The 20,171-nt window shown below is 42.6% G+C and carries 21 protein-coding genes; 10 read left to right on the forward strand and 11 right to left on the reverse strand.

The window, feature by feature from the left end; all coding sequences use genetic code 11:
• Positions 1–24: 24 nt before the first annotated feature.
• Positions 25–648, reverse strand: coding sequence for a TetR/AcrR family transcriptional regulator (locus tag DS737_RS00175; RefSeq protein WP_005088817.1), 624 nt, complete (start codon positions 646–648; stop codon positions 25–27).
• 162 nt (positions 649–810) lie between these two features.
• Here DS737_RS00175 and DS737_RS00180 point away from each other — a divergent pair, with 162 nt between their 5' ends.
• The 6 genes from DS737_RS00180 to DS737_RS00205 all read left to right on the forward strand — a co-directional run bounded on the left by DS737_RS00180 (position 811) and on the right by DS737_RS00205 (position 8,488).
• Positions 811–1,911, forward strand: coding sequence for an efflux RND transporter periplasmic adaptor subunit (locus DS737_RS00180; RefSeq protein WP_008942076.1), 1,101 nt, complete (start codon positions 811–813; stop codon positions 1,909–1,911).
• Between the two features lie 2 nt (positions 1,912–1,913).
• Positions 1,914–5,042, forward strand: a complete 3,129-nt coding sequence (locus tag DS737_RS00185; protein ID WP_017396294.1) for an efflux RND transporter permease subunit — start codon at positions 1,914–1,916, stop codon at positions 5,040–5,042.
• Positions 5,043–5,174: 132 nt separating this feature from the next.
• On the forward strand, positions 5,175–5,552 hold the full coding sequence (locus DS737_RS00190) for a hypothetical protein (RefSeq protein WP_005087385.1): 378 nt from the start codon (positions 5,175–5,177) through the stop codon (positions 5,550–5,552).
• Between the two features lie 148 nt (positions 5,553–5,700).
• Positions 5,701–6,816, forward strand: coding sequence for a molecular chaperone DnaJ (gene dnaJ, locus DS737_RS00195; protein ID WP_004637270.1), 1,116 nt, complete (start codon positions 5,701–5,703; stop codon positions 6,814–6,816).
• A gap of 113 nt (positions 6,817–6,929) precedes the next feature.
• Positions 6,930–7,751, forward strand: a complete 822-nt coding sequence (dapB, locus tag DS737_RS00200; protein WP_017396296.1) for a 4-hydroxy-tetrahydrodipicolinate reductase — start codon at positions 6,930–6,932, stop codon at positions 7,749–7,751.
• 89 nt (positions 7,752–7,840) lie between these two features.
• Positions 7,841–8,488, forward strand: coding sequence for an START domain-containing protein (locus tag DS737_RS00205; RefSeq protein WP_113996486.1), 648 nt, complete (start codon positions 7,841–7,843; stop codon positions 8,486–8,488).
• A 41-nt stretch (positions 8,489–8,529) separates the two neighbouring features.
• Here DS737_RS00205 and DS737_RS00210 read toward each other — a convergent pair whose 3' ends face one another.
• Positions 8,530–9,717, reverse strand: a complete 1,188-nt coding sequence (locus tag DS737_RS00210) for an MFS transporter (protein WP_113996487.1) — start codon at positions 9,715–9,717, stop codon at positions 8,530–8,532.
• 1 nt (position 9,718) lies between these two features.
• Positions 9,719–10,525: a 2,5-didehydrogluconate reductase DkgB gene (dkgB, locus tag DS737_RS00215; protein ID WP_113996488.1), complete on the reverse strand. Its 807-nt coding sequence runs from the start codon at positions 10,523–10,525 to the stop codon at positions 9,719–9,721.
• 129 nt (positions 10,526–10,654) lie between these two features.
• On the opposite strand from dkgB, the gene DS737_RS00220 reads away from it, so the two are divergent.
• A complete protein-coding gene (locus tag DS737_RS00220; RefSeq protein ID WP_113996489.1) occupies positions 10,655–11,557 on the forward strand; it encodes a LysR family transcriptional regulator in 903 nt (300 codons plus the stop codon).
• On the opposite strand, the gene DS737_RS00225 is transcribed toward DS737_RS00220, so the two are convergent.
• On the reverse strand, positions 11,505–11,915 hold the full coding sequence (locus tag DS737_RS00225) for a hypothetical protein (RefSeq protein ID WP_113997942.1): 411 nt from the start codon (positions 11,913–11,915) through the stop codon (positions 11,505–11,507). The two genes, DS737_RS00220 and DS737_RS00225, sit on opposite strands and share 53 nt — an antisense overlap.
• Before the next feature lie 89 nt (positions 11,916–12,004).
• Here DS737_RS00225 and DS737_RS00230 point away from each other — a divergent pair, with 89 nt between their 5' ends.
• The gene (locus DS737_RS00230; RefSeq protein WP_113996490.1) at positions 12,005–13,432 is read left to right on the forward strand and encodes an aminotransferase-like domain-containing protein; all 1,428 of its coding nucleotides are present in this window, start codon (positions 12,005–12,007) and stop codon (positions 13,430–13,432) included.
• Here DS737_RS00230 and ahr read toward each other — a convergent pair.
• The 7 genes from ahr to DS737_RS00265 form a co-directional block, all read right to left on the reverse strand.
• Positions 13,429–14,454 carry an NADPH-dependent aldehyde reductase Ahr gene (gene ahr, locus DS737_RS00235; RefSeq protein WP_113996491.1) on the reverse strand — a complete coding sequence of 342 codons (1,026 nt, stop codon included), beginning with the start codon at positions 14,452–14,454 and terminating at the stop codon, positions 13,429–13,431. The two genes, DS737_RS00230 and ahr, sit on opposite strands and share 4 nt — an antisense overlap.
• A gap of 26 nt (positions 14,455–14,480) precedes the next feature.
• Positions 14,481–15,035, reverse strand: coding sequence for a DNA-3-methyladenine glycosylase I (locus tag DS737_RS00240; protein ID WP_008942087.1), 555 nt, complete (start codon positions 15,033–15,035; stop codon positions 14,481–14,483).
• Positions 15,036–15,062: 27 nt separating this feature from the next.
• The gene (locus DS737_RS00245) at positions 15,063–15,308 is read right to left on the reverse strand and encodes a hypothetical protein (protein WP_004637255.1); all 246 of its coding nucleotides are present in this window, start codon (positions 15,306–15,308) and stop codon (positions 15,063–15,065) included.
• 9 nt (positions 15,309–15,317) lie between these two features.
• On the reverse strand, positions 15,318–15,854 hold the full coding sequence (locus DS737_RS00250) for a M23 family metallopeptidase (RefSeq protein ID WP_113996492.1): 537 nt from the start codon (positions 15,852–15,854) through the stop codon (positions 15,318–15,320).
• A 75-nt stretch (positions 15,855–15,929) separates the two neighbouring features.
• The gene (mutY, locus tag DS737_RS00255; RefSeq protein ID WP_113996493.1) at positions 15,930–16,964 is read right to left on the reverse strand and encodes an A/G-specific adenine glycosylase; all 1,035 of its coding nucleotides are present in this window, start codon (positions 16,962–16,964) and stop codon (positions 15,930–15,932) included.
• Between the two features lie 213 nt (positions 16,965–17,177).
• Positions 17,178–17,915, reverse strand: coding sequence for a dienelactone hydrolase family protein (locus DS737_RS00260; RefSeq protein ID WP_113996494.1), 738 nt, complete (start codon positions 17,913–17,915; stop codon positions 17,178–17,180).
• 160 nt (positions 17,916–18,075) lie between these two features.
• Positions 18,076–18,234, reverse strand: coding sequence for a DUF1328 domain-containing protein (locus DS737_RS00265; RefSeq protein ID WP_004637251.1), 159 nt, complete (start codon positions 18,232–18,234; stop codon positions 18,076–18,078).
• A 188-nt stretch (positions 18,235–18,422) separates the two neighbouring features.
• Between DS737_RS00265 and DS737_RS00270 the strand changes: the two genes are divergently transcribed.
• Together DS737_RS00270 and DS737_RS00275 are read left to right on the forward strand one after the other, a co-directional pair.
• Positions 18,423–18,875 carry a YcgN family cysteine cluster protein gene (locus DS737_RS00270; protein WP_026057260.1) on the forward strand — a complete coding sequence of 151 codons (453 nt, stop codon included), beginning with the start codon at positions 18,423–18,425 and terminating at the stop codon, positions 18,873–18,875.
• Positions 18,876–18,989: 114 nt separating this feature from the next.
• Complete coding sequence (locus tag DS737_RS00275; protein WP_113996495.1) at positions 18,990–20,150, forward strand: PQQ-dependent sugar dehydrogenase; 1,161 nt, start codon at positions 18,990–18,992, stop codon at positions 20,148–20,150.
• Positions 20,151–20,171: the final 21 nt, after the last annotated feature.

Raw genomic sequence — 20,171 nt, forward strand, 5'->3', positions numbered from 1 at the left:
AACGTAAAAAAATGTGAAAATTCTCTAACTTTTAGTTTGATATTTAAGCAAAAATATCTCGATTGCTTGTTGGATCACCTGATCTAATTCATCGGCTGAAGGAACCGTATCTAGCCCGAGTAAAACGCTGTGATGACGTACCCCTAGCATCAACGATATGATGAGTGATGTCTGCTTGAGTGGATCATCTGCTTGAATAAATTTCAGCTTAATTGCTTGCTCAAAAAAATCACACCACACATGGCTCATACGCGTGTGTGATGCATCAAAAAATTGTTGCGTTAATGGACTACTTTCGGCAGCTAACTCAAATAGGACGCGGTCTAACTTAATCGCTTCAGGTAAATAAATAATACTGAGGGCACGATGACACATCAGATAAAGCGCTTGTTCAAAATTGGTTTCAGCTGTGAGTACAAACTCTTTTGCACAAATTGATTCTTCACAGGTTTCCTCAATCGCACAAATAAACAAATTGGCTTTATCTTGGAAGTGGTTATACACCGTCAGTTTAGTCACACCTGCTTCTTGGGCAATTTGATTCATATTGGCAGCGTGATAGCCCATCTTTAAGAAAATAGCTTTTGCAGCCTGCAAGATTTTGGCTCTTTTCTCTAAATCTTTGGGACGACCACTTTGAATTTGCACGTTATCTTTCTCTTTAAATTTAACCAAAAATCATAAATCTAGATTTAATTTTTAATTAATGTACTTACGGGTATATTAATTAAAAATTAAACAATTTATGATGGTAACTGTCAATAAACTTATTGTGCCTTAAAAAATCTATTTGAATAAGAGCGAAAAAAGATGAATTTGCTAAATCATGTCATTGTGGGGTTGCTCGTACTCAGCAGTGTCACTTTATCAGCATGCCAAAAAGAGCTTCCTAAAACCGAGGAAATTCCTTATGTCATGGTGACGCAACCGAGTCGTAATCACACAGATCAAAAAAGTTATGCAGGTGATGTACAAGCAAGACAGCAAACTGCTTTGGCGTTTCGTGTCGGGGGACAGGTGACGGAGCGGTATGTTGAGGTGGGTGATCGAGTCAATGTTGGGCAAGTCTTGGCTAAACTTGATGTAAAAGATGCTCAATTGCAAATGAATGCAGCGAAGGCACAATTACAAAGTGCTGAGGCGGCAGCCAAAATTGCTACGGAAGAATACCAACGATATCAGCAATTGTTACCTGTCAATGCGGTGAGCCGTTCACAGTTTGATGCCGTGAAAAATCAATATGAATCTGCTCAAGCAAATCTACAGCAAGCACGCTCTAACTACCAAGTTTCTGCAAATCAAACCGGTTATAACCAGCTAATCTCCAATAAGAAAGGGGTGATTACTCAGCGTCAAATTGAGGTTGGGCAAGTGGTGGCTGCAGGACAAGCAGCATATCAATTGGCAATTGATGGCGAACGAGAAGTTGTCTTTGGCGTGCCTGAGCAAGCGGTCAGTGCAATCAAAGTTGGGCAACCTGCATGGGTAACTTTATGGTCACAACCCGATGCTCGTTTTGCTGCAAAGGTGCGTGAAGTATCACCAGCAGCAGATCAATCTCGTACTTTCACTGTTAAAGTTTCCTTACTCGAAGGTCAGTCCAGTATCCAGTTAGGTCAAAGTGCTCGCGTATTCTTTGTATCGAATGAAAATGATGTATTGAGTGTACCTTTATCGAGTGTTACTGCGACGGATCAACAAGCCTATGTCTGGGTGGTCAATACAGATAAAACATTACGTAAAGTTCCTGTGACTTTAGGTGCTTATGCACGTGACAGGGTGCCCGTTATTTCTGGTTTAAAGGCAACCGATTGGGTTGTCGTTGGAGGGGTACATTTGTTACGTGAGCAACAAAAAATCCATCCAATTGACCGTGAAAATCGTGAAGTTCTTGTCAAAACGGGAGGTTAAGCATGAAATTTAACCTTTCAGAATGGGCACTCAACAATAAAGGTATTGTGCTGTACTTCATGTTGATATTGGGCATTATTGGCATAATGTCTTATTCAAAACTCTCTCAAAGTGAAGATCCTCCATTCACGTTTAAAGTGATGGTGGTGCAAACTTTCTGGCCAGGGGCAACCGCAAAAGAAGTTTCGACGCTAGTTACAGATCGAATCGAAAAAGAGCTGATGACCACAGGTCAATATGACCGCATTATGGCGTACTCACGTCCAGGAGAGTCATTGGTCACCTTTGTGGCAAAAGACTCTTTGCCATCAAAACAAATTCCTGACGTTTGGTATAACGTCCGTAAAAAGGTTAATGATATTCGCGCTGAGTTGCCAAATGGGGTGCAAGGACCATTTTTCAATGATGAGTTCGGCGATACGTTTGGCAATATTTATGTGCTGACAGGCAAGGATTTTGACTATGCGGTGATGAAAGAATATGCCGATCGTTTGCAATTACAACTGCAACGCGTCAAAGATGTGAGCAAAGTCAACTTAGTCGGCTTGCAAGATCAAAAGATTTGGATTGAGCTGTCAAATACTAAGGCAGTGCAGCTGGGGGTTCCAGTTACCGCCATACAAGAAGCGATACAAAAACAAAATGACATGGCCAGTGCTGGTTTCTTTGAAACAGGCACAGATCGTATTCAGATTCGTGTCAGTGGGCATCTACATAGTGTGGATGAACTAAGAAAAATGCCGTTGTTGGTCGGGGACAAAACCATTCAATTGGGTGATGTCGCCGAGGTATATCGTGGTTTTAGCGAACCTGCCCAGCCACGTATGCGCTTTATGGGTGAAAATGGGATCGGTATTGCTGTCTCGATGCGTAAAGGCGGAGACATTATTGCTCTGGGCAAAAATCTTGAAACCGAATTTACCCGCCTCCAAAAAAGTTTACCCCTCGGGATGAAACTGCAAAAAGTCTCTGATCAACCTGTCGCAGTAAAACGCAGTATCCAAGAGTTTTTAAAAGTATTGGCCGAAGCGGTGATTATCGTTTTATTGGTGAGCTTTTTCTCTTTGGGTTTTCGCACTGGACTGGTGGTGGCGTTGTCAATTCCGCTGGTGTTGGCCATGACATTTGCGGGCATGAGCCTATTTGATGTCGGGTTGCATAAGATCTCGCTAGGGGCGCTGATTCTCGCGCTTGGCTTGTTGGTCGATGATGCCATTATCGCCGTTGAAATGATGGCGATTAAGATGGAGCAGGGCTACAGCAGACTCAAAGCAGCGGGTTTTGCATGGCAGACCACCGCCTTTCCGATGCTAACGGGGACATTGATTACCGCAGCAGGTTTTTTACCGATTGCAACTGCACAATCGGGAACAGGTGAATATACTCGTTCGATTTTCCAAGTGGTGACGATTGCCTTAGTGGTGTCTTGGATTGCAGCGGTATTATTTGTACCGTACTTGGGTGAAAAACTACTACCTGATTTTAGCAAGCAACAGCAAAAGGCTGCATGGTATCTACGTTTGTGGGCACGACTACGTAAGCAGCCAGCACCAGTCGTACAGGCACATGGTGCACATCATGATCCCTATCAAACCAAATTTTATCAGTCTTTCCGTCGGGCTGTAGAAATCTGTATTACCTATCGCAAGACGGTCATTGCGACGACGGTTGGCATATTCGTACTTTCAGTGATGATGTTTAAGTTTGTGCCACAGCAATTCTTTCCACCCTCTAACCGCGCTGAAATTTTAGTGGATTTAAAACTTGAAGAAGGTGCATCTCTGACTGCGACTGAGCAAGCTGTACAAAAAGTAGAGCAGTTCTTGGCCAAGCAAGAGGGAATTGATAATTATGTGGCTTATGTGGGAACAGGCTCACCTCGTTTCTATTTGCCTTTAGATCAACAACTCCCGCAGGCGAGCTTTGCGCAATTTGTCGTTTTGGCTTCATCTTTGGATGATCGAGATGAAATTCGTCGTTCTTTAGAGCAACAGATTAAGCAATTGCTGCCACAAGTGCGGACGCGTGTTTCATTGTTAGAAAATGGTCCACCTGTGGGGTATCCATTGCAATATCGAGTTTCAGGTGAGGATTTAGCAACCGTACGTCAATGGGCACAAAAAGTTGCACGAGTGGTGGGTGAGGACCCAAATACCACCAACGTGCATCTGGATTGGGGAGAGCCGAGTAAGATTATTGCAATCGAGATTGATCAAGATCGTGCGCGTCAGATGGGAGTGAGTAGTGTCGATTTGGCAAACTTCCTCAATGCTTCGGTGACTGGGGCTGTCATGAATCAGTATCGTGAAAAACGTGAATTGATTGAAATCCGTTTACGTGGTGATGAGACGGAGCGTGCTGAAGTTGCCTCTTTAGCCAGTTTAGCCGTACCAACCAGCAAAGGGACGACGGTACCATTGGCACAAATTGCACAAATTGAGTCGCGTTTTGAAGAGGGATTGATTTGGCATAGGAACCGTTTACCCACCATTACTGTGAGAGCAGATATCCGCACACAACTTCAACCAGCCACCGTGGTTCAACAATTGGCGGATCAGATGCAAACTTTGCGTGAGGATCTTCCAAGTGGTTATCTACTTGAAGTGGGCGGAACGGTTGAAGAGTCGGCACGAGGTCAGAGTTCTGTCAATGCCGGTATGCCATTATTCTTAGTCGTGGTGATGACGTTGTTAATGATCCAACTCCGTAGTATGTCTCGAGCAACGATTGTATTGCTGACAGCACCTCTGGGTTTAATCGGTGTCGTAGCGTTCTTATTATTGTTCAATAAACCTTTTGGTTTTGTGGCCATGCTAGGAACAATTGCGCTGTCTGGTATGATTATGCGTAACTCGCTGATTCTGATTGACCAAATTGAACAGGATATTCGAGCAGGACAAGCAGCTTGGGACGCAGTGATTGATGCAACTATGCGTCGTTTTCGTCCAATTGTGTTAACCGCACTTGCCGCAGTGTTAGCAATGATTCCGCTCTCCCGCAGTATTTTCTTCGGGCCGATGGCGGTGGCGATTATGGGGGGATTGATTGTTGCAACATTACTCACCTTATTTTTCCTTCCTGCACTCTATGCAACATGGTTTAAGGTTAAGAAAGCAACACCTAGCACATAATTTTTTTGCGAATAGAGGTGCGAAATATTGAAAATTTCAATATAGTAGCACCTATATTTTAATATTAAAAAATAATGGAATCCCATTGCATAGTCGATTTGGCAAAATGTGATGAATGAGGTGATATCAAGCATGGGGCAAGATAAGGTTGAGCAGCATCGCCGTTACGTGGCGATTTCTTACGTGTTCATGTTTCTTGCATTGTTTACAATCGTATTTGCGGCCTTCGCCTATGTATTAGCGCGAAAAGTTGCTGTTGTGGATGATGCAGAGGTATGGATTCATGCGCACGCACTCTGGATTATGCGTAATGTGCTGTTATTCATCATAATGGCTTTTTTTGCTGCTTTGTGGTTTATTCCATTGTTCTTCTTTGCATGGGACAGCACACTTTGGGTAACTGCCTTGACGGTTGCTGGTGTGGTATTTAGTGCAATTGCATGGCTATTTTTACTCAATGCGTGGTTAAAAGGCATCGCTAAGTATTTTAGAAACAAGGCAGTTTTCTAAATTTATTGTTTTTTTATCGGAATTACCCTTGTAAATAGATAAGATCGTCCTTATTAAGGCTCTGTTGGCTTTTATAAATAAAATGCCAGCAGAGCCTATTTTATGTTTTTTTAGATTTAAATACATTCCGTGAGGAGCATCGCCAACCATGGCTAAACGTGATTATTATGAGGTTTTAGGCGTTTCGAAAACCGCAAGTGATGATGAGATCAAGAAAGCCTATCGTAAGTTGGCGATGAAGTATCATCCAGATCGAAATCCTGACAATGCTGAAGCAGAAGAAAAATTCAAAGAAGCATCGGAAGCTTACGAAGTACTTTCGGATAGCGAAAAGCGTAGTATGTACGATCGTGCTGGGCACAGTGCTTTTGAGGGCGGCTTTGGTGGCGGCGGTGGCTTCGGTGGCGGTTTTAGCGCAGAAGATATTTTTAGCCAGTTTGGTGATATTTTCGGTGGTGCTTTCGGTGGTGGCGGTCGTCAACAACAACGTCAACGTCGTGGTTCAGATCTCCGCTATGTGATGGAACTGACGCTCGAAGAAGCGGTAAAAGGGGTGAAAAAGACCATTACCTTTACTGCACCTGCACCATGCGAAACCTGTGATGGTAAAGGTTCGAAAAATCCAAATGACGTTGAAACCTGTCGTACTTGTCACGGTACGGGTCAAATCCGTATGCAACAGGGTTTCTTCTCGGTTCAGCAAACTTGTAGTACTTGTCGTGGACAAGGAAAAATCATTAAGAACCCATGTAATACCTGTCATGGTTCAGGGGTAGCAGACCGTCAACAAACACTTGAAGTCACCATTCCAGCGGGTGTGGATAATGGAGATCGCGTACGCTTAACGGGTAAAGGTGAGGCGATTCGCGATGGTCAGTCTGGTGATTTATATGTAGAAGTTGTCGTGCGTGAACACGAAATCTTCCAGCGTGATGGTGCAGATCTTTATATGGATGTGCCTGTTAGTATTGCCGATGCTGCTTTAGGTAAAGAAATTGAAATTCCAACGCTTGAAGGGCGTGTCAGCCTGAAGATTCCTGAAGGTACGCAAACAGGTAAACTGTTCCGCCTACGTGGTAAAGGTGTCCGTCCAGTACGTAGTAGCATGGTTGGTGATTTACTATGTCGTATCGTTATTGAAACGCCTGTGAATTTAACCAGTCGTCAGCGTGAGTTATTAAAAGAATTACAAGCATCTTTGGATGGAGATGGTCATGCATCGTCGCCAAAGAAAAAATCATTCTTTGATCGCCTATTTGATTAATCGGCATCAACAAAAAACCTGCTTCGGCAGGTTTTTTTATGGGAATTTTTTAGCGGAATGTGAGAGTTTTGCTATAGTAGCAGGATTGTTTAAATAAAAGACTGGGAAATATTATGTCAACTTCTCCACGCATTGGGATCTTGGGTGCAGGCGGACGCATGGGGCGTATTCTGATTCAAGCAGTACAACAGGCTGGCTATCAACTTGCCGCAGCAGTAGAGCGTCCTGAAAGCAGCTTGGTTGGTGCAGATGCGGGTGAGCTTGCAGGCATTGGCAACATCGGTGTCAAAGTTGTGGGAAGTTTGAGTGAAGTGCTGAAAGACTGTGATGTGGTGATTGACTTTACCGCACCTGTTGCGACTGAACAGCATTTAAAGCTTTGTCGTGAAGCCGGTGTGGCGATGGTGATTGGGACCACAGGCATGTCGGATGAGCAAAAGGCATTTTTAGATGAAACTGCAACACATACCCCAGTCGTATATGCTGCAAATTATTCAGTGGGTGTAAATGTATCAATTAAATTACTTGAGTTGGCTGCAAAGGTATTCGGTGATACGGTTGATATCGAAATTATTGAAGCGCATCACCGTCACAAAGTAGATGCACCATCAGGCACAGCCTTTATGATGGGTGAGGCGATTGCGGATACTTTAGGTCGTAACTTAAAAGAAGTAGCGGTTTATGGCCGTGAAGGTTATACAGGACCTCGTGATCGTCAAACGATTGGCTTTGAAACCATTCGTGGTGGTGATATCGTGGGTGAGCATACGGTGATGTTTATTGGCGAGGGTGAGCGTGTTGAAGTGACACACAAAGCTACAAATCGTATGAACTTTGCTTCAGGTGCGGTACGTGCTGCTGCATGGGTAGTAGGACGTAAAGCTCAAAAATATGATATGAAGGATGTTTTGGGTTTTAATGAAATTGAAGTATAAAACCTTAAATATTACGTGATAAAAGAGCTTGTAATGTCGATCTAGAGGATATACAAGCTCTGATAATGATTAAAAGAATTGAGCATGACATGAAAAAAAAACATATCGTTCTTGCTGCGTTACTTAGTACCGCAAGTCTAGTCGCCAGTGCTGCAACAGCGCCTAAACTCAGTTTACACCGTAATGACATTAAAGTTTGGACCTATCAAACAGAAAATAATCCAGTCATTCAATACAAAGCAGAAACCACTTTTGATGTGCCATTAGAACGTGCTGTGGCTGTGGTATTGGATGTTGAACGCACACCACAATGGGTACCCTACGTAGGCAAAGTGCAATTGTTATCACGAGACGATCAAAAAGGTGAGTTCATCTTATATATGGTTTTGGATTTTCCATTTCCGCTAAAAGATCGTGATGTGGTGATTAAAGGAAAAATGAATAAGAATGGGGATGGCAGTATTAGTATCAAAAATCAGGCAATTAAGCATGATTATCCAGTGCAACCCGATATTATTCGTTTGAGTCGTTATGAAGGGGATTGGACTTTCCAAAAAGTGGCTGACAACAAAGTGAAAGTTTCAACCCGTGGTTATGCTGATCCAGCAGGTGCAATTCCATTAAGTTTTGTGAATATGTTTGTACAACAGCAGCCTTATCAGATGCTGATGAAAATGAAAAAAGAAGTACAAAACCCTTTATATAAGCAACCGACATTACCGGATTTGCTAAAATAATCATAATAAAAAGCCTGATTTTACATCAGGCTTTTACTTGTTTAAGTTTGAGAACACTGTTGATACGGCGTATTGGGTTTAGTGGTTAACTTTATTTGGATGAAAACTAAAACTAATCCAATCGCAGCTAGTACTGCTCCAATCATTGAAACTGCAGCATAATTTAAACCCAAACTTAAGACGGCACCTCCTGCTGCTGCACCGATGGCGTTGCCCAAGTTAAATGCGCCGATATTGACTGAGGAAGCGAGTCCAGAAGCCTCTCGTGCAACAGACATCACACGCATTTGAAGCGGTGGTACGATTGCAAAGGCTGCAGTACCCCAAAGTACTAAACCAATCGCTGCCCCTAACTGTGTTTGAGCCAAGATTGGGAAAATCACCATTAAGCCAATCAGTAATCCTAAGAATCCGATCAGCGTTTTATCCATCGATAAATCTGCAAATTTTCCTCCAAAATGATTGCCAAGAGAGAAACCAATTCCAATCAAGACCAACATCATGGTGATAAAGCTCGGTGACGCATGGGTAAATTCGACCAAGCTCGGGGCAATGTAAGTGTAGAGGGTAAACATTGCTGAAGCCCCGAATACAGTGGTGAGCAGTGCTAATACCACAGGTAAACGGGTGAGGACTTTCAGTTCCATTTTTATATTGGGCTTTTGCCCGACCGAACCGACGGGTAGGGCTTTCCACAGCGCCAGCATGGTAATCAGACCGAGCGCTGAAATCGCAAGAAATGACATGCGCCAACCAATATTCTGTCCTACCCATGTGGCAAGTGGTACACCGCCGATATTTGCAATGGTCAGCCCCATAAACATACTTGCAACCGCACTGGCTTGTTTATTTGCAGGAACGACACTAGCGGCAACCACTGATCCAATTCCAAAAAATGCACCGTGGTTCAAGCTGGTAATCAACCGCGCCCCCATTAAACTCATATAGCTGGGTGCAAAGGCTGCTATAAGATTTCCAATGGTAAAAATCGCCATCAACAGAATGAGTGCATTGCGGCGCGCATAGCCACCAAACCAGAGTGTCATGATTGGAGCGCCTATCATGACACCTAATGCATAACCTGTGATGAGTAGACCTGCACTGGGGATGGATACCCCTAGATCGTTGGCAATATTAGGCAATAGTCCCATAGGGGAGAATTCGGTTGTACCTATTGCAAATGCACCAATCGCTAGCGCGAGCAAAGTAAAATGAACGTCACGGTTCATATTATTGATCCCATTCAGGTGCCCATTGTTCAGGATTGACTTCACGACCATTACGTTCAAGCTGAGCAATCAATTGCATTTCTTCAGAACTCAGCGTTAGATCTTGTGCTTTTAAGTTACTGATTAAATTTTCACGTTTGGTTGAAGAAGGGATCACGGCATAACCCTGCTGTAAAGCCCAAGCCAATGCAATTTGCGCGGTAGTTGCCTGATGTTGCGCGGCGATTTCAAGCAAGGTTGGATCATTCAGGACTTTGCCATAAGCAAGCGTCATGTAAGAAGTCACATCAATGTGTTGCTGAGTTAGATAATTCGCAAGCTTCAGATTTTGTAGATAAGGACTTAATTCAATTTGATTGGTCGCAATGTGTTCGGCACCAATGGTGTCAATCGCTTGCTGGGTTAAGGCAATATTAAAGTTCGAGATCCCTATTTGCTGGGTCAAACCTTGTTGTTTTGCTTCTAATAGCAACTGCATCACTGCTGGAATGGATACACCCAATTGTGGTGCGGGCCAGTGAATCAAGGTAAGGTCGACCGCATCAGTGCGAAGTTTCTGTAAGCTGTCTTTTAAGCTTGGGATCAATTTATCTTCTGCAAAGTGATCAACCCAAATTTTTGTGGTTAAAAATAAATCTTGGCGTGCAACACCACTTTCGGCAATCGCTTGTCCGACTGCAGCTTCATTCTCATAAATTTGTGCTGTATCAATTGCACGATAACCGACTTCCAACGCCGTTTTAACAGAATCAATCACCACTTGATCTTTAAGACGGAAAGTACCTAAACCAAATTGTGGGATATGCATGCTTCACCTCATCTTGTTGTGCTCGATTGAGCCTATTTTGTTGATGATGTGATTGTGCGACGATTATTGTTGCTAAAAAATAGATGAATTTGCAAAATATAGTTGACTCAATATCAATAATGATCCGCTATGAAATCAAGTATTGAAGAACTACTGGCTTTTATTACCATTGTCGATACAGGTTCTTTTGTTGCTGCAGCAGAGCGGTTAGGACAAACTGCATCCGGACTCAGTCGTTCGCTCAGTCGTTTAGAATCAAAATTAGATGTTACTTTACTCGAGCGTACGACGCGGAAATTAAAATTAACGCAGGAAGGTCAACAGTTTTTAAATCACGCGCGTAAAATTCTCAATGATCTCAACGCAGCCGAAGAAGCCTTACTTCGATCTGATCAGGATACGTCTGGCATCATTCGGGTAGACTCAGCCGTACCCTTTATCTTGCATGTGATTGCACCGTTAATGCAGTTATTTCATCAACGCTACCCAAATATCGAGATTGAGTTAAATAGTAATGATCAGGTGATTGATTTACTTGAACATAAAACCGATGTCGCATTTCGTTTCGGTGAGTTGCATGATTCAAGTTTGCATGCCAAATTGCTGTGTCAAAGCCGTTTATATCTTGTTGCTAGCCCTGCATACCTTACTCAGCGTGGTACGCCACAACATCCGCAACAACTGGCGATGCATGATGTGATTGGTTTTACTCGTCCACTTTATATCAATAAATGGCCGATAAAAGTCGATGGTGAATACTTTGTGGCGCAATCGAGTATTAAAGCGTCGAGTGGAGAAACGGTACGACAATTATGTTTACGTGGTTTAGGTATCGCCCGATTATCTGAGTTTGAAATCTGGAAAGATTTAGAAGAGGGTCGCTTGGTGGCTTTGTTTGAAGACCAAATCGAACATTCTTATCAACGCATCCATGCGGTTTATTATCAACAAGAACATTTACCCAAACGAGTCCGCCTATTTATCGAATTTTTGACTGAGCAACTTGAACAAGGTTTCTCGGTATGTCGTTAGTTGCATCAGGTAGTTGAACCTCTAAAACACGAACCTGTTTACCTGCTGCCTGAATGAGTGACACCATAATCTGTTGCTGTTCTAAAGTACACTCCAACTCAACGGTTGGCAAAAGCAGACCTGATAAAATCAGTCCATTTTCATTGGGTTTTTTATAGGTCAACTTGATTGTATGTTGCTGCCCTTGTGTTGGGCTTTGTTCAAGTTTCCAAAACTCATACATTTGTTGGTTTTGAGTGGTTAAATATCCCTCAGCAAGTCTTTTACAGATCTGTTGCTGTTGATAAACGGTCTGGTCGGTAAATTGGCAGCCAGTAAATAGGACGCTACATATTATAAATAAGAGTTTATTTTTCATTGCCTTATCCTCCTGTAGTTGATTTTTATAGCTTAATAGTGTTGTATAAACCAATACAGATACAGAAATTTTTAAAAAAGCAGTACAGAATGACTTTTCAATATCAGCGTCTCGCCGAACAGTTGGCACATAAGATTTATCACCATGAGCTGCAACCACAGCAGAAGCTCAGCTCTTTACGTGAGTTTGCACGTCAGCAAGAGATCAGTTTGAGTACGGCACAACAATGCTATGAGTTGTTGGAAGCAAAAGGGCTGATTTATGTCAAAGCCAAGTCAGGTTATTTTGTTAGCTCTAGACAGTATCAAAGTCCTGCTCCTGACAGTCCTCAGTTTGAATCGATGCCACGACAAGTTTCCAATTTTGATCTACAAAATCAGATTCAAACTGCCTCCATTCAAAGCCATTTGACACCACTCGGGGCAATACAACTTTCACCTCATCTCATTCCTGTTGATGGGTTGCGCCGTTCTTTGCAACGGGCGTTGAAGCATTGCCAGCCTGAAGATTTTCTGTATTGCAATAAACAAGGGCATCACGTGTTGAGACAGGCGCTTGCGGATCATTGGCGTGAGGATGGGATTTATATTGCGGCAGAGGATATTTTTATTACCAATGGCTGTTTGCCTGCGATTTCGCTACTGATCCAGCAAATGAGCAAAGAGGGCGATAGTATTCTGATTCCGACCCCGACCTTTAATGGTCAGCTACAAATGCTGGCCAGTTTAAAACGTAAAATTATTGAAATCCCCGCAGACCATCAGGGAATAGATCTGGAACGCTTAGAGCATTTTATGCAGCAGGGCAGTGCCAAACTGTGTTTATTGACGGCAAACTTTCAAAATCCGTTAGGATATTGTCTCAGTAACCAGCAGAAACAACGGATTGCTGAACTGGCGCAGCAGTATCAATGTTTCATTATTGAAGATGATATTTATGCGGAGTGTAGTTTCCAAAATGAGCGCCCATTACCGATTCGTTATTGGGATCAACAGGGCTATGTGGTCTGGTGTGCATCAGTTTCAAAGTCATTATCCAGTGCTTATCGAGTTGGTTGGTTCTGTTTGGGGCAAAAACTTGAATCCTTACGCCCCCAATTATTGGCAAATAACGTTGGTGTGAATACGCCTTTACAGCTTGGTTTGGCTGATTTTATCTATAGTCGTGGTTATAGAGAACATTTAGATCAATTAAGACCCAAGCTCATGCAGCAGGTGGAACAGTATCGTGCCTGTATTTTAGAAACTTTTCAGGGGATTCCGATTGCATTAAGTCAATCACAAGGAGGCTATGCTTTATGGATGCAGCTGCCTGACACGATTACAGGGCTTGATCTATATTATCTCGCACAAGCTAAAGGTATCAATATTGTACCGGGTGAAGTATTTGGTGAAGATCAGCGCTATCGGCATTTTATCCGTTTAAATGCGGGGCATGCTTTTACACAAGAAATCCGCCAAGCGATTCAGCAATTGGCGGATTGGGTAAAACAGAGCTTAGACTCGTCTTCAGCCTAATCAAAATCAGCTTTGAGAACAATTCGATAGCGGGCTTGACCAGAATGAAGTCGCTCAATGGCTTCATTAAGTTGTGACATAGGATATAGTTCAATTTGTGGTGCAATATTTTTACGTGCAGCAAACTTTAAAAGCTGACGTAATGCCAAAGGAGAACCTGTTGGAGAGCCTGTGACAGATTTGGCACCATCAATGAGCGCACCGACTGAAACAGGAACTGGCTCTAAAGTAAGACCTAAGAAATGGAGACTGCCATGGGGTGCAAGGGTACTCAAATAGGCTTGCCAATTCAGTGTGACATTGACGGTACTTAATAATAAATCAAACTTACCACGTTGTGCTTTAATCGCTTGAACATCACGACTATTCACGACATGATCTGCGCCCATCGCTTTAAGTTCTTCCGTTTTTTCTGGATTAGAACTAAACGCGGTGATTTCACAACCCCAAGCTTTGAGCAGTTTAATTGCGATATGACCTAAGCCACCAATACCGATCACACCGACATGATGTGTGGCTTGGATTTTATGTTTAAGTAATGGATCAAATACGGTAATCCCACCACAAAGGAGTGGACCCGCACTTTCAGGCGCTAAATCATCGGGTAGAGGAATAACCCATTGCCAACCAGCCCGTACTTTTTCTGCAAAGCCCCCCGCATGACCCACGATGGTTGCCACGTTTTCACCTGTACAGAGCACCTGATTGCCTCCAATACACGGATCACATGCTTGGCAACTTTCAGCTGTCCAACCGATCCCAACACGTTGACCCAGTTTGAGCCCCTTTGCTTCCGTGCCGAGCGCTGTGATTGTGCCAATGATTTCGTGACCAGCAATGACAGGGTAGGTTGAAGAACGCCAATCATTGTTGATGACTGAAAGATCAGAATGACATAAACCACAGTATTCAACTTTGACTTCCACCTGATGGGCTTGTAATTCACCTGCATCAAATTGGTAAGGAACCAGCTGTTCACCTGCTTGCATCGCTGCATAAGCGCGAATTTGATTATTGCTCATGAAAGGACTCCTTTGAGGGGATCGTTTTATTTAAAATGACAATGGTTTTCATGGTCATTGACCATACCTACCGCTTGCATGAAGGCATAGCAGGTGGTTGGCCCAACAAATTTGAAACCACGCTTTTTTAATGTTTTGGAAAGTATTTGACTGATTTCAGTTTGGGCGGGTGCTTCACGATAATGCATCACATCGTTGTTTGGTGCTTGATGATTGACGAAGTTCCAAAACCAAGCTGAGACATCTTGAACTTCATCTTTGAGTTTTTGCCATGCGATCGCATTGTCTCGAATGGCTTTGAGTTTACCGATATGACGGATTAACCCTGAATCATTGAGCTTATTTTCTAGTTGATCATCGGTGAGTGCTGCGATGTGTGCAACTGGATATTGAAAGAAATGAGTACGATAACATTCACGTTTTTTTAGAACAGTAATCCATGATAAGCCAGCTTGTTGACCTTCAAGGCAAAGCATTTCAAATAAACGTGCTTCATCATGTTCAGCCTTGCCCCATTCTTCATCATGGTAAGCTATATACAAAGGGTCGTTAGAGCACCAACCACAGCGTTGAATCGTCATATCTGTTGCTCCTGAATACTGTGAATTTTAGAGTTTGAATTCAACCCACTCATCACTATGATTATCCCAATAATACAGTGCGGCACTATCCAAATCATCAAACTTTAGCCAAAAGTCTTTACCTGATTTATCTGCAAAACCTGTACTGATTAGCAGTGCATCTTCGGTAATCTCCATGATCCAGCCTTGATAACTGGTTCCATTGAGAATGATTTTTTGTTGATTCCCTGACTCTGCAAATTCAACCAGTCGTTCAATCAATGCTTCTGACATTGTGTGTTCCTAACGTAAATAAGGGAATGGATTGACTGCGCCACGCCCTTTGCCATTTAAATAAATACCATAGTGTAGATGTGGAGCTGTATGGCGTGCATTGCCTGTATTTCCCACATATCCAATGTGCTCGCCTTTGAGAACATAATCACCGACATTGAGCCCACGTTTATGACGATCTAGATGTGCATAGTAATGCCATGATCCTGATGGTCCCAAAATCCAGACCACTTTTCCACCCAGATTGTTGTTGCGTAAGTCTGCGACGAGCCCGTCAGTTGCACTATACACTTTCGTTCCTCGTGCTGCCATGATGTCAATTCCTTCGTGACGACGACCTTGGCTACGAGCAGCTCCCCACGTGTCGCTCAACTCACTTCGACTAACACCTTTGACCGGTATTGGTAATCGGCTATCGAGGCGCATATTTTGTAGTTTGTTGACTTGGGTATTTGGTAGTGGTGTTGGTTTTTGAGGTGTGCTGGCACATGCTGAGAGTAAGATCGTCAATACACCGAGAAGGGCATAGCGGATTGAATGATGCATACTGGCTCCTTGCATTTTTATAGAAAGTTGGAACGACTAAACACAGCGCTAACACTCATAATGACTTAATCATATTTAGGCATCTGCGGCCTTGATCATTTTCTTCATTGCAGTAGGGATCCCTTTGGCTATGGCTTGATCTGGGCTAAGCCAGTGTCCATTCAACTCAATACAGAGTTGTTCTTTTTGGTCATGTTCCACGTGGAACACTTTTCCGTCAAGCAACCATGTAAAGTGGGTAAAGCTATGGCTAATCTGCAATGATGATACTTGAGCTTGTAGTTTAAAGTGTTGCTCAATCTGTTGTAATTCGGTTGCTTGCTCAATAATAGGTAGGCAGTATAATCCTCCCCACAAACCTTGTGCTTCTCTTTGCTGCCATAGCCATTGATCGCCTGATTGTATGAGCAAAACATGGGCTGTTTTAATCGGAACAGGCTTTTTAGCTTTCTTAAATGGAAGCTCTTGTTCTAATCCTTGTTGATAGGCCTGACAGTGTTGTTGCATTGGACAATATAAACATAATGGTTTTTTGGGCGTACAAACAGTCGCACCTAAATCCATGATGGCTTGTGTGTAGTCATGATTGCGTTGTTGAGGGCATAGATCCTCTGCAATTTGCCATAAAGCACGTTCATGTTGTGGTTTAGATAGATCATCTTCAATCGCAAAAAAACGTGCTAAAACACGTTTCACATTGCCATCCATAATGACGCCATATTGACGTAAGCCGAGTGACATCAGTGCGCCAGCTGTGGAACGTCCAATCCCTGGAAGTTCAATCCATTGTTCTAATGTTTCAGGGAATTTGCCTTGCTGACTGACGATACCTGCTGCTTTATGTAAGTTTCTTGCTCTTGCGTAATACCCAAGTCCTGCCCAATAAGGTGCAACCTCATCCCAACTGGCTTGTCCTAAGTCTTGTACGGTAGGAAAGCGTTCGATAAAACGATCAAAATATTGCAATACCGTTTTGACTTGTGTCTGCTGCAACATGATTTCTGATACCCAGACTTTATAAGGATCATCTGCAATTTGCCAAGGTAGATCATGGCGACCATGTTGGTCGTACCAAGTGAGCAGTGCATCAGAAAATGAAAAATCAGACATGAATCAGAACAATCAAAAGCAGAGGGCTAGTATAGCGGAAAAGCAGAGAGGAGTTGGTGCATAGAAACAAATTTGTTATTCAATCCTTATTCATATTTGCTCGTGCAAAGGCGACATCCTTGTCGCCTTGCACTAGTCGAAATTGTTAGGAATTAAACAAACGAGATATTCATTTAATTCCATATTTATGGATTTTAGAGATAGTTTTTTTAATCACTTTAAATGTTTATCTAATAACTCATACATGGCTTCAAGGCCTTGGCGTTCTGCTTCTGCATTATAACCGAGGTCAACATTATTCGCCTTCGCACGTTCATCCGCGAGAGGATTGCTGAATCCATGTTTAGCATCTTCGAAAATGATGACTTCATGGCTGACCTCAGCATCATGCATTTCTTGACGGAAACTCGTGACGTTATCTAAGGTGACCATACTATCAAGCTCACCATGTAAAACTAAAATTTCAGCTTTGATCTGATCTTTTTGTGCTGGTGTACTTGTTGCTAATACGGCATGGAAGGTGGCAACTGCTTTGATATCTGCACCAGAGCGAGCTAAATCAAGTACAACCTTACCACCATAGCAAAAGCCAATAGCTGCTAGTTTTTCGGCATTGACTTCGGGTTGAGCTGCTAAGGTTGCTAACCCCGCTTTCGCACGATTGACAATCGTATCTGGTTGTTCAAAGGTCTGATTCATCCACTCTGAGGCTTGCGGTACAGCAGTGGTGACTTTTTTATCACCATACATATCGATTGCTAAGGCAGCAAAACCATGTTCTGCAAGCTCACGTGCGCGTTGTTCAGTATATTCGTTACGACCCCACCATTCAGGTGCAACAATGACACCTGCAATCGGCTGATCTGTATGTGGTGTTGCAAAATAACCAATTAAGCGTTGACCATCTGGAGCGGTATATTCAATTTCACGAGTTATAATTTGAGAGCTCATTTTAAAGTCCTAGTCTTTTTAAAACGTATCGATTAAAACATAAAATATTGTAATTGATGGCATCTTAAAACAACAAAAATGAGTCTCTTGGTAACTGGATTTTTAGTGATAAAAAAAGAAGAATCTTTCGATTCTTCTTTTGATTGCAGGATGAATAAACTTAAACCTTACCGCGAGATAAAAAACCCACCACTGCTAGGATTGCTGCGATAATCAACAAGATAACGGCAAAGTCTTTGGATAAACCTGCAACACCACCAAAGCCAAGTAAACTCGCAATTAATGCAATCACAGCAAAAATAATTGCCCAACGGAACATGTTGTATTCTCCTATTTTTAGTTATTTCTCTATCTATCCTATTGTATATTTTTTAATCCTTATATTGTTTTTCTGTGGTGCTAATGTTCGATCACGCGCTGTTCAATAGGTGAAATGTGTTGTTTAAATAAAGAATGTGACACAAAAATGCTATAATGGATTGCTCGTTTGAAATTGAAAACATCATGATGTCCACTGTGCTACGCCCCAACTTTTGGAAACAATATTCGCTTGATCAGCTGAACCAAGCGGAATGGGAAGCTTTGTGCGATGGCTGTGGATTGTGCTGCCTAATTAAGCTGGAAGATGAAGACACAGCTGAGGTGGCATACACCAAGGTGGCATGTAAGTTATTAGATTGTAAAACAGCTCAATGCTCAGATTATGCTCATCGGCAACAACAAGTTCCTGATTGTATCCAACTCACCTTTGAACAATTACAAAATATTTCATGGTTGCCATCAAGTTGTGCCTATCGTCGTTTAAGCGAGGGTAAAAATCTACCCTCATGGCATTATTTGGTGACAGGCTCACGCAAAAGTGTGATCAATGCGAAAAAATCAGTCGCAGGTCGTTGTATTTCAGAAACTGAAATCGATGAAGAGCAAATCGAAGAATATATTGTGCGCTGGGTTCGTTAGTGGTGTTGATCATTTGTAGTTGAATGGGCACGTATAATAAAAACAACACTTTTATAGCAGTTTTTCAGATAAATCCCCGTACTATGAGAAAAGACAATAAGAGGGAGAAAAGGAATGATCAAGCACATCGTCACCCCACTTTTATGTAGTGGTTTTATATTTTTACAAGCCTGCGGTACAAACAATAGCAATCCTAAAACCACAGATCAAAGTACAGCGCAACATAGCAGACAAGCGAGTCTTCAGACTTACCATATAGAAAACATTGCACAATTTAATGAACCTTGGGCAATCACATCATTACCTGATCAACGCTTGCTCATTACAGAACGCAGAGGTCAGTTAAAGATATTCGATCCTAAGACCAAACAAAGCTTGAGTGTTGAGGGGATCCCTGCGGTTAGTTATGGGGGACAAGGTGGTTTAGGAGATGTCATTCTGCACCCTGATTTTCAGAATAATCACTGGATTTATCTGAGTTATGCTGTAAAAGGACAAGGTGGCTATGGAGCTGTTATTTCACGCGCCAAACTCGATTTGTCCAGTGCCACACAACCTAAACTCAGTGATGTAAAGGTAATTTGGCATCAAGTTCCAAAGGTATCAGGACAGGGACACTATGGACATCGCATGGTATTTGGTGCCGATGGAAAATTATGGGTGAGTTCAGGAGAGAGACAGAAATTTGATCCTGCCCAAGATATGAAAAGCAATTTGGGTAAAGTATTGCGATTAAATGAAGACGGTACACCTGCTGAGGGAAATCCATTTAGTCAACAAGGTGGAGTAAGCGCTGAAATTTGGTCATTAGGACATCGTAATCCGCTTGGTATCGCATTTGATACCCAAGGACAACTTTGGGTCGTTGAAATGGGTCCAGAGGGTGGTGATGAGCTAAATCTGATTGTCAAAGGTGCAAATTATGGTTATCCAATTGTTTCAAATGGCAATCACTATTCAGGCCTACCGATCCCAGACCATAGCACCCGACCCGAATTTAAAGCGCCTGAAATTGATTGGACTCCAGTAATCTCACCTTCAAGCATGATCGTTTATACCGGTGATCAATTTCCGCTATGGCGACAAAAGGCTCTGATTGGAGGTTTATCATCTAAATCTATTGTTGTGGTAGATCTCAATGCACAGCCTGTTAAAGAAGTGCAACGTTTAGATATGAAACAACGAATCCGTGGTCTACATCAGGCCCAAGATGGATCGATTTGGGTCATTGAAGATGGACCACAGGCAAAACTACTTAAGCTCAATGCAAATTAAATCTTAACTTAAAGTGAAATG

This window comes from Acinetobacter haemolyticus, from assembly GCF_003323815.1.
GTDB lineage: Bacteria > Pseudomonadota > Gammaproteobacteria > Pseudomonadales > Moraxellaceae > Acinetobacter > Acinetobacter haemolyticus.

Excerpts from the sequence above, each read along its gene's own strand:
- DS737_RS00220 (WP_113996489.1), top strand. The coding sequence starts at position 10,655 with ATGAAATCAAGTATTGAAGAACTACTGGCTTTTATTACCATTGTCGAT.
- DS737_RS00230 (WP_113996490.1), top strand. The coding sequence starts at position 12,005 with ATGACTTTTCAATATCAGCGTCTCGCCGAACAGTTGGCACATAAGATT.
- dapB (WP_017396296.1), top strand. The coding sequence starts at position 6,930 with ATGTCAACTTCTCCACGCATTGGGATCTTGGGTGCAGGCGGACGCATG.
- dnaJ (WP_004637270.1), top strand. The coding sequence starts at position 5,701 with ATGGCTAAACGTGATTATTATGAGGTTTTAGGCGTTTCGAAAACCGCA.
- DS737_RS00270 (WP_026057260.1), top strand. The coding sequence starts at position 18,423 with ATGTCCACTGTGCTACGCCCCAACTTTTGGAAACAATATTCGCTTGAT.
- ahr (WP_113996491.1), bottom strand. The coding sequence starts at position 14,454 with ATGAGCAATAATCAAATTCGCGCTTATGCAGCGATGCAAGCAGGTGAA.
- DS737_RS00250 (WP_113996492.1), bottom strand. The coding sequence starts at position 15,854 with ATGCATCATTCAATCCGCTATGCCCTTCTCGGTGTATTGACGATCTTA.
- DS737_RS00265 (WP_004637251.1), bottom strand. The coding sequence starts at position 18,234 with ATGTTCCGTTGGGCAATTATTTTTGCTGTGATTGCATTAATTGCGAGT.
- DS737_RS00180 (WP_008942076.1), top strand. The coding sequence starts at position 811 with ATGAATTTGCTAAATCATGTCATTGTGGGGTTGCTCGTACTCAGCAGT.
- dkgB (WP_113996488.1), bottom strand. The coding sequence starts at position 10,525 with ATGCATATCCCACAATTTGGTTTAGGTACTTTCCGTCTTAAAGATCAA.
- DS737_RS00275 (WP_113996495.1), top strand. The coding sequence starts at position 18,990 with ATGATCAAGCACATCGTCACCCCACTTTTATGTAGTGGTTTTATATTT.
- DS737_RS00225 (WP_113997942.1), bottom strand. The coding sequence starts at position 11,915 with ATGAAAAATAAACTCTTATTTATAATATGTAGCGTCCTATTTACTGGC.
- DS737_RS00185 (WP_017396294.1), top strand. The coding sequence starts at position 1,914 with ATGAAATTTAACCTTTCAGAATGGGCACTCAACAATAAAGGTATTGTG.
- DS737_RS00205 (WP_113996486.1), top strand. The coding sequence starts at position 7,841 with ATGAAAAAAAAACATATCGTTCTTGCTGCGTTACTTAGTACCGCAAGT.
- DS737_RS00190 (WP_005087385.1), top strand. The coding sequence starts at position 5,175 with ATGGGGCAAGATAAGGTTGAGCAGCATCGCCGTTACGTGGCGATTTCT.
- DS737_RS00245 (WP_004637255.1), bottom strand. The coding sequence starts at position 15,308 with ATGTCAGAAGCATTGATTGAACGACTGGTTGAATTTGCAGAGTCAGGG.
- DS737_RS00240 (WP_008942087.1), bottom strand. The coding sequence starts at position 15,035 with ATGACGATTCAACGCTGTGGTTGGTGCTCTAACGACCCTTTGTATATA.
- DS737_RS00210 (WP_113996487.1), bottom strand. The coding sequence starts at position 9,717 with ATGAACCGTGACGTTCATTTTACTTTGCTCGCGCTAGCGATTGGTGCA.
- mutY (WP_113996493.1), bottom strand. The coding sequence starts at position 16,964 with ATGTCTGATTTTTCATTTTCTGATGCACTGCTCACTTGGTACGACCAA.
- DS737_RS00260 (WP_113996494.1), bottom strand. The coding sequence starts at position 17,915 with ATGAGCTCTCAAATTATAACTCGTGAAATTGAATATACCGCTCCAGAT.